At 65.0% G+C, this 6,696-nt stretch carries 8 protein-coding genes; 3 read left to right on the top strand and 5 right to left on the bottom strand.

Features of this window, described 5'->3' with window-relative positions; genetic code table 11:
- Both DBR20_RS23435 and pnuC read left to right on the top strand, forming a co-directional pair.
- Nucleotides 1-788 (top strand): TonB-dependent receptor (locus DBR20_RS23435; RefSeq protein WP_258223419.1); only part of this gene is annotated, 788 nt, incomplete at its 5' end.
- Complete coding sequence (gene pnuC / locus DBR20_RS17885) at nucleotides 785-1,366, top strand: nicotinamide riboside transporter PnuC (protein WP_108267377.1); 582 nt, start codon at nucleotides 785-787, stop codon at nucleotides 1,364-1,366. The genes DBR20_RS23435 and pnuC, both read left to right, overlap by 4 nt.
- Before the next feature lie 192 nt (nucleotides 1,367-1,558).
- Here pnuC and DBR20_RS17880 read toward each other — a convergent pair whose 3' ends face one another.
- Both DBR20_RS17880 and DBR20_RS17875 read right to left on the bottom strand, forming a co-directional pair.
- Nucleotides 1,559-1,978, bottom strand: a complete 420-nt coding sequence (locus DBR20_RS17880) for a hypothetical protein (protein WP_108267375.1) — start codon at nucleotides 1,976-1,978, stop codon at nucleotides 1,559-1,561.
- A 137-nt stretch (nucleotides 1,979-2,115) separates the two neighbouring features.
- Nucleotides 2,116-3,090, bottom strand: coding sequence for a Dyp-type peroxidase (locus DBR20_RS17875; protein ID WP_108267373.1), 975 nt, complete (start codon nucleotides 3,088-3,090; stop codon nucleotides 2,116-2,118).
- A 276-nt stretch (nucleotides 3,091-3,366) separates the two neighbouring features.
- On the opposite strand from DBR20_RS17875, the gene DBR20_RS17870 reads away from it, so the two are divergent.
- Nucleotides 3,367-4,296, top strand: a complete 930-nt coding sequence (locus DBR20_RS17870; protein ID WP_108267371.1) for a DUF6624 domain-containing protein — start codon at nucleotides 3,367-3,369, stop codon at nucleotides 4,294-4,296.
- Between the two features lie 18 nt (nucleotides 4,297-4,314).
- On the opposite strand, the gene DBR20_RS17865 is transcribed toward DBR20_RS17870, so the two are convergent.
- The 3 genes from DBR20_RS17865 to DBR20_RS17855 form a co-directional block, all read right to left on the bottom strand.
- Nucleotides 4,315-4,683, bottom strand: coding sequence for a VOC family protein (locus tag DBR20_RS17865; protein WP_108267369.1), 369 nt, complete (start codon nucleotides 4,681-4,683; stop codon nucleotides 4,315-4,317).
- 69 nt (nucleotides 4,684-4,752) lie between these two features.
- Nucleotides 4,753-5,520, bottom strand: coding sequence for a helix-turn-helix domain-containing protein (locus tag DBR20_RS17860; protein ID WP_108267367.1), 768 nt, complete (start codon nucleotides 5,518-5,520; stop codon nucleotides 4,753-4,755).
- A gap of 115 nt (nucleotides 5,521-5,635) precedes the next feature.
- Nucleotides 5,636-6,208 (bottom strand): Ax21 family protein, encoded by a 573-nt coding sequence (locus DBR20_RS17855; protein WP_176022450.1) that lies wholly within the window; start codon nucleotides 6,206-6,208, stop codon nucleotides 5,636-5,638.
- Between the last annotated feature and the right edge of the window lie 488 nt (nucleotides 6,209-6,696).

The following is a 6,696-nucleotide window of genomic DNA, read 5'->3' as shown; positions in this document are numbered from 1 at the left end:
CCTATGACAAGCGCGGCACGCCGCAACGCCACAGCCGCCTGTCGCGCTTCCTGCCGCAGACCGCGCTGGTGTGGAAGGCCACCGACCAGCTCAACGCCTACGCCAGCTACGTGCGCGGCATTTCGCTGGGCCAGGAAGCACCGTTCTGGACGTCCAACGCCGATACCTTCCTGCCGTCGATGCAGTCGCGGCAGCTGGAAGTGGGTGTGAAGTACGTGCCGGTGGACGCCCTCACCCTGGGCGCCGCGGTGTTCCGCACCACCCAGCCCTACCAGTACGCAAAGCCGGACGGCAGCGATGCCGGCTACACCTTCGTCGAAGAAGGCCAGCAGACCCATACCGGGCTGGAACTGACCGCCAACGGCCAACTGACTGACGCGCTGCAGATCGTCGCCAGCGCCAGCGTGCTGCAGGCGCGCGCCCGCGACACCGGCACCCCGGCCTATGAAGGCCATCAGCTGGTGAACGTGCCGAAGGTGCGTGCCAGCGTGCACCTGGCCTATGCACTGCCGTTCGCCGAGGGCCTGGACGTGACCGGTGGCTGGCGCTATGCCGCCGCCAACGTCGCCCGCGCCGATGGCGGTGTACGCGCACCGGACTACTCGGTGTTCGACGCCGGCCTGCGCTTCCAGCATCGCCTGCACGACCGCGCGGTCAGCTGGAACCTGTCGGTGGACAACCTGTTCAACCGCTTCTATTGGCGCGACACCGGCAGCAGCGGCGGTGACTACTACCTGTTCCCCGGTGCGCCGCGACAGGCCCGCCTGTCGGTGACGTTCGCGCTGTGAGCGGCGTCGCGCTCGAGTGGACTGCCGCCCTCTTCAGCATCCTCGGGGTGTGGCTGATGGCAAAGCGGCGGCTGGCCGCATGGCCGGTCGGCCTGCTGTCGGTCGCGCTGTATGGCGCAGTGTTCGCCGAGGCCAAGCTGTACTCGGACACGCTGCTGCAGGTCGCCTTCGGTGGTTTCCTGGTCTACGGCTGGATCAACTGGCGCCAGCACGCGGCCGATGAGGGCAGCATCCGCATCGTGCCGCTGGCGCGCGGCACGCTGCTGCGCGACCTCGCCATCGGCCTGTGTGGCGGCGTCGCGCTTGGCGCCGGCATGCACACCTTCACCGATGCGGCGCTGCCGTGGCTGGACGCGATGCTGACCGCGTTGAGCCTTGTCGGGCAGTGGTGGCAGGCACGCCGACACGCCGCCTGCTGGTGGGTGTGGATCGTGGTGGACGTGGTCTACGTGGGCGCGTACCTGTTCAAGTCACTGCACGTGACTGCTGCGTTGTACGTGTTCTTCCTGGGCCTGGCATTGTTCGGGCTGCGGGCGTGGCGTGCAGCCGCGCGGGAACCGCAGGTAGCAACGCAGTAGAGCCACGCCATGCGTGGCTGGCGGGCACCGGTAGACGCCAACCTTGGTTGGCGCGCTCCCGCCGACCAAGGTCGGCATCCATCAGGCTCATCCACGCATGGCGTGGATCTACGGGTAGTCGCCAACCTTGGTTGGCGCTCACGTGCCGACCAAGGTCGGCATCTACCAAACGCAGCCACGCATGGCGCAGCTCTACCTGGGGTGCAGCACCAGCCCCAACCGCAGCGGCTGGCGCATGTCCTTCGGCGGCGCCGCCGGCAACGCCGTGGCCTGCAGCGTCGCGCGCAGATCGGCATCCACCTGGACATCACCCAGGCTGTCGAATTCCAGTTTGGAGATCGCGCCATCGCGGGCGATCCACACGCTCACCACCAGCGGTGCCGGCGTATCGGGATGCTCCTGCAGCCAGGCCAGCAGGCGCTGGGCGCGTGGATCCTGTTCCTGCTGAAGGCGCTGCTGCAGTTCGCCGCTGACGGAGGCGGCATAGGCCATCCAATGCGCAGGCGCGTCCTGTGCGGACACGCTGGCACTGCCCAGCGCCAGCAGGCCCAGCAACCACGCCAACGGGCGCCAGCCACGGCGCATGGTGCGCCTGTTGTCTGCAGAAACCATCACCCTCGCCTCCACTGCCGTTCAACGCGTCATGGTCAGCGCTGTAGATGACAGGCAGATGGCGGACGCCGCAGTAGAGCCACGCCATGCGTGGCTGCGCCCGACCAATCACCGCGAAAGCCACGCGTAGCGTGGCTCTACTCCCCCAGGTCGGCCAGGACCTTGCGCGAGGGGGCGAAGAAGGTGACGCCGGTGGTCGCGGTGGAGAAGTCGAGAATGCGGTCGTGCAGCGGCGCGGGATTGCCGATGAACATCCGCTCCAGCATCTTCTCGATCACCCACAGCCGACGCGTGTAGCCGATGAAGTAGGTGCCGTACTCGCCGCGCCCCGGGTTGGCGAAGGGCATGTTGTCGCGCAGGATCTCGTGCTCGCCATCGGCATCCTCGATGGTGCACAGCGTCTTGTGCGACTTCTGCGCGTCGGCCGGCGCGTCGTCCAGCTCGATGTTGTCGTGCTTGGTGCGGCCGATGATCGCTTCCTGCGCTTCGGTCTTCTGCGCGCGCCAGGCATCGAGATTGTGCAGGTACTTCTGCACCACCACGTAGCTGCCACCGGCATGGTCGGGATCCTCGTCGCCGACGATGGTCGCCTCCGGCAGCGACAGCCCCTCGGGGTTGGCGGTACCGTCGACGAAATCGAGCAGGTCGCGGCCATCGAAGTAGCGGAAACCGGCCACGTCATCCACCGCTTCCACGGCATCACCGAAGGCGAGGAGCAGGTTCTTCTCGAACGCCACGATCAGGTCCATCGTGCGTGCACGGATGTGGTACAGCAGGTCACCCGGCGTGGACACGGCAGTGTGGGCAGCACCCTTCACTTCCTGGAACGGCTTCAACTCGCGCGGTGGCGTGCTGCCCACCAGCGGCGCCCACACGCGGTGGCCGATGGCCACGTTGCAGGTAAAGGTGCGCTCGATCTCGCGGATGGCAGTGTTCTTGATCAGGTCATCGGTGCTGGCCAGCACCTCGCGCACTTTCGCCAGCGACGCCTCATCGTCCTTCACCGTCAGCACCAGGAACGCGGCCGAATGGGTCAGCGGCGCGGTGATCTGCTGCGGCTCGTTGTCGAGCGTGTGGTTGAGGGCGGTGATGGGGGCGGGCTGGGCGTTCACGGCAGTTCCTGCTGGCTTGAGGCGGGCAAATCGCATGGAGCGATGTGCGGGCGATCATAGCGGAACGGCCTTGCGGGCGACGGAGCGGTTCTCAGTTCGCGGCGAGCGCGAGCTATTCGTCGACAAGCGCGTGCGCCTGTTGTTCCGTGTCCGTGGTCGAATGCTCCGACTGCTCTGGCCGCCTGTCCATTTGAGGCCTCGCCATGACACTGCTAGCCTGCAGATGCGCGGCCTGCAAGGGCTCGCCATCCACGCACTTCACGGAGGAAGCAGCCGATGTTCCGTTCACTGATGCGATGGCCGCATGTGCCCGTTGCCGTAGCACTGGCATTGCTGCTGGCCATCCCGATGCAGATTCGAGCCTCCAACGAAGGCCCCTTCTTCAGCGCGCTCGAACGCTATGGCGCCGATGACTTCAGCGGATGTGCGCAGTTGCTGGATGATCTGTTGCAACGTGGAGGCCGTTTTCCCGAGGGTGGCGAACTGCTGCTGGTTGAATGCACGGCAGCGGCCGGCGAGCGGGTAAAGGCGATGCACTACGTGACCACCTTGCTCCCCAGCGGCAGGCTGTCGTTCGATGACCTGCTGCACAAGGACCGGCCGGGATTGAATGCACTGCGCGACGACCCGGCCTGGCCGGACATGCGCAAGCGCGTGCTGGCCGCCGAGCAGCGGCGCCTCGCATTGCTGGACGCGCCCCTGCGCAGGGAACTGCTGGAGCGCGCCGAGCGCGACCAGGCGGCACAGCACGCGGCTGTCGACGCTGGCGGTGGCGAGGCATTCAAAGCGACAGCTCCAGTGATCAAGGCCAACGCCGACTGGCTGAAATCGGTGGTAGCTGACAAGGGTTGGCCGACGTATGCCCTGGCTGGACATGATGGTGCCAAAGCCGCGTGGCTGCTGGTCCAGCACGCCGATCACGATCCCGTGTTCCAGGCCGATATGTTGCCGTTGATCGAGAAGGCCGCCAAAGCCGGTGAAGCTGATTCTGCAGATCTGGCACTGCTGACTGATCGCGTGCTGCTGGCGCAGGGCAAACCGCAGCGCTATGGCAGCCAGTTCACACAGGCCGATGATGGCGCGATGGAACTTCGCCCCACCGAATACATGGAAGGCTTGGATGCGCGCCGCGAGGCGATGGGGCTGCAGCCACTGGCGCAGTACAAGGCCACGCTTTCAGAGATGTATGGCAAGCCGGTCCGATAGCACGGGCGCAACCAAGGCTCAGCCTTGGTCGCTCCACACCGCCAGCACGTAGCCGTCCAGATCGCGGAAGTGGAAGCGACGGCCACCGGGGAAGGCGAACACGGCCTGCACGATTTCGCCGCCGGCCGCGACGATGCGCTGCTGTGCATCTGCCAGATCCGAACAGTAGAGAATCACCAGCGCGCCTCCCGTGGCTGTCACCGCCTCGTCAGCAACGAAACCGCCTTTGAGGCGACCATCGTCGAACTCGGTATAGGCAGGGCCGTAGTCGGTGAAAGACCAGCCGAAGACCTGCCCATAGAACTGCTTGCTGCGGGCGATGTCGGCGACGTTGAATTCGATGTTGTCGATGCGGCGTTCGGCAGCGGTGGTCTCTGCGTGGCTCATGGGGCGGCTCCGTGGTTGGAGCGCACAGCATCGGTCAGGGTTGAGCGGGCGTCTTGAACGAAACGGCCATCAACGTCCCCACTCCTGGCGCAGCGCACTGGCCGTCAGGCCGGACAGCTCCCGGGCCTCGCGGCTGAGGTGCGCCTGATCGGCATAGCCTGCCTCTGCGGCCAGCATCGCCAGACTGTGCGCGGGCTGCGCCTGACTGCAGCGCAGGAACCGCTGCAGACGCAGGATCCGCTCCAGCGACTTTGCGCCGTAACCGAACTGCGCTTGGCTGAAGCGACGCAAGGTGCGCGGGCTCATCGCCAGGTGTTCGGCGAGTGCATCGAGGCTGGCATCGCCTCTGGCAGCATGCGCGAACAGCACATGCGCACGTCGCGTGTGTTCGTCCGCCACGGCCGCAGGCATGTTCTGTTGCAGGCAATCGGCCAGGCGTTGCAGCCGCTGCTCAGGCGCGGCGTCACCAATGGAGGCCGCAACCTGCGTTGCCCAGCGGGCATTGAATTCAACAAAAGGCATGGCTTGACCGACGATGTCGGACAAGTCGATGCCAAGCGTGGCCGATGCCTGGCCTGGCCGGAAACGCGCGCCCAACACCTGCGCACCGGGCGCCAGTTGCGGGTGTGCGGCGGTCCGGTCCGGCCCCACCACGAACAACGCGCCACCACGCCAGAGGATATCCACGCAGCCATCGGGCAGCACGATGATGCTGCCACTGGCGTCGGCCGACAACTGGCTCTGCCAGAGCTGGCCGAACTGGCCACGCAACGGCGCAGGCGCCAGGTGTTCCTGGTAGGCCGTGCCGGTGCCAGCGAGAGTGGAAGGTTCGCCCATGCCCCATTGTGGCAAAGCGAAACCGGAAAAAGAGAAGCCCGGCACGAGGCCGGGCTTCACTGGCGTATGGGAGAGAGGTCACACGCCAGTTACACGCACTAACGACAGGCGTTTGTTACCAGCTGAAGCGCGGGCCCACGAACCACTCGCGGTCGCCGGCCTTGGCCAGCTTCACTTCGCCACTCAGGCCCCAGTTCTGGTTGAACTTGGCGGTGGCACCGACGCGGCCGTAGAACTCGCCGTCCGGGTTGATACCGTGCTTCTTGCTGTAATCCTCGTAACCGGCCAGCGCATAGCCTTCCAGGTACGGGTTGAACGCGGTGCGCACGCCCACTTCAGTGGAGTAGCCGTTGAAGTCCAGGCCGTGCTTCATATCAAACTTCTGGTACGCAACACGAGCCACCAGGTCGGTGTTCGGTGCGATGCCGTAGTTGTAGCCGGCACCGATGCGCCACTGGGCGACATCGTTCTTGAAGGTGTCGGTTTCCTGCTTGCTGTAATCACCGAAGACATGGAAGTTCGGGTGCACGGCAACCGAGCCCTTCACGCCCCAGCCATCGGCGTCGCCGCCCTTGGCATCGGTGTTCACATAGCCGCCTTCAACGTAGTTGTACGACAGGCCATCGGCAGCCGATGCGGCGAACGGCAGCGCGGCCAACAGACCCAGGGCAAGCAGCGAATTCTTGATCATCGGGATACACCTTTAATTATTTTGGTTTCGTCGAACGCCCCTCGGGAGGGGGAGAGAGAAGGGGCGTTCGACAGGTGTGAATTATCCGTTTGTTGATGAAATCGGCCCTGAATATTGAACTGACCGGTACATGAATGAGGTTCCTGTTCAGGGAACTCTCTACGCGTCATGTATAGCCATGTCCCCATAGTTCCTGCCCATTGCACAAACTATGGGAGCAATCACCTACACAAACTATGGGGACAAATGCGAGCCTGGATGAGAGTCGCTGCTCACCGGTCCCAAGCTTGCCTGACTTGGCGGGCTGACTGACGAGGCATGATGGTAACGCGGCGAGCACACGCCGTCGCTGATCGACTGGTCGAGTCACCAGAGCTACCTGAGAAGTGACGCCCTCATCTGGGTCTGGACCGGCCAGACTTCCGTAGACATTCATGAGCCGCTTTGCGCGTAGCGCCGTTCAAACTCTACAGGGGCTAGGTTGC

Origin of the sequence: Stenotrophomonas sp. HMWF023 (genome assembly GCF_003060985.1) — a bacterium.
In the GTDB taxonomy this organism is placed as follows: Bacteria; Pseudomonadota; Gammaproteobacteria; order Xanthomonadales; family Xanthomonadaceae; genus Stenotrophomonas; species Stenotrophomonas lactitubi.
Note: the sequence above shows the minus strand (reverse complement) of the source record. Positions and strands in the feature narration are given on the sequence as shown.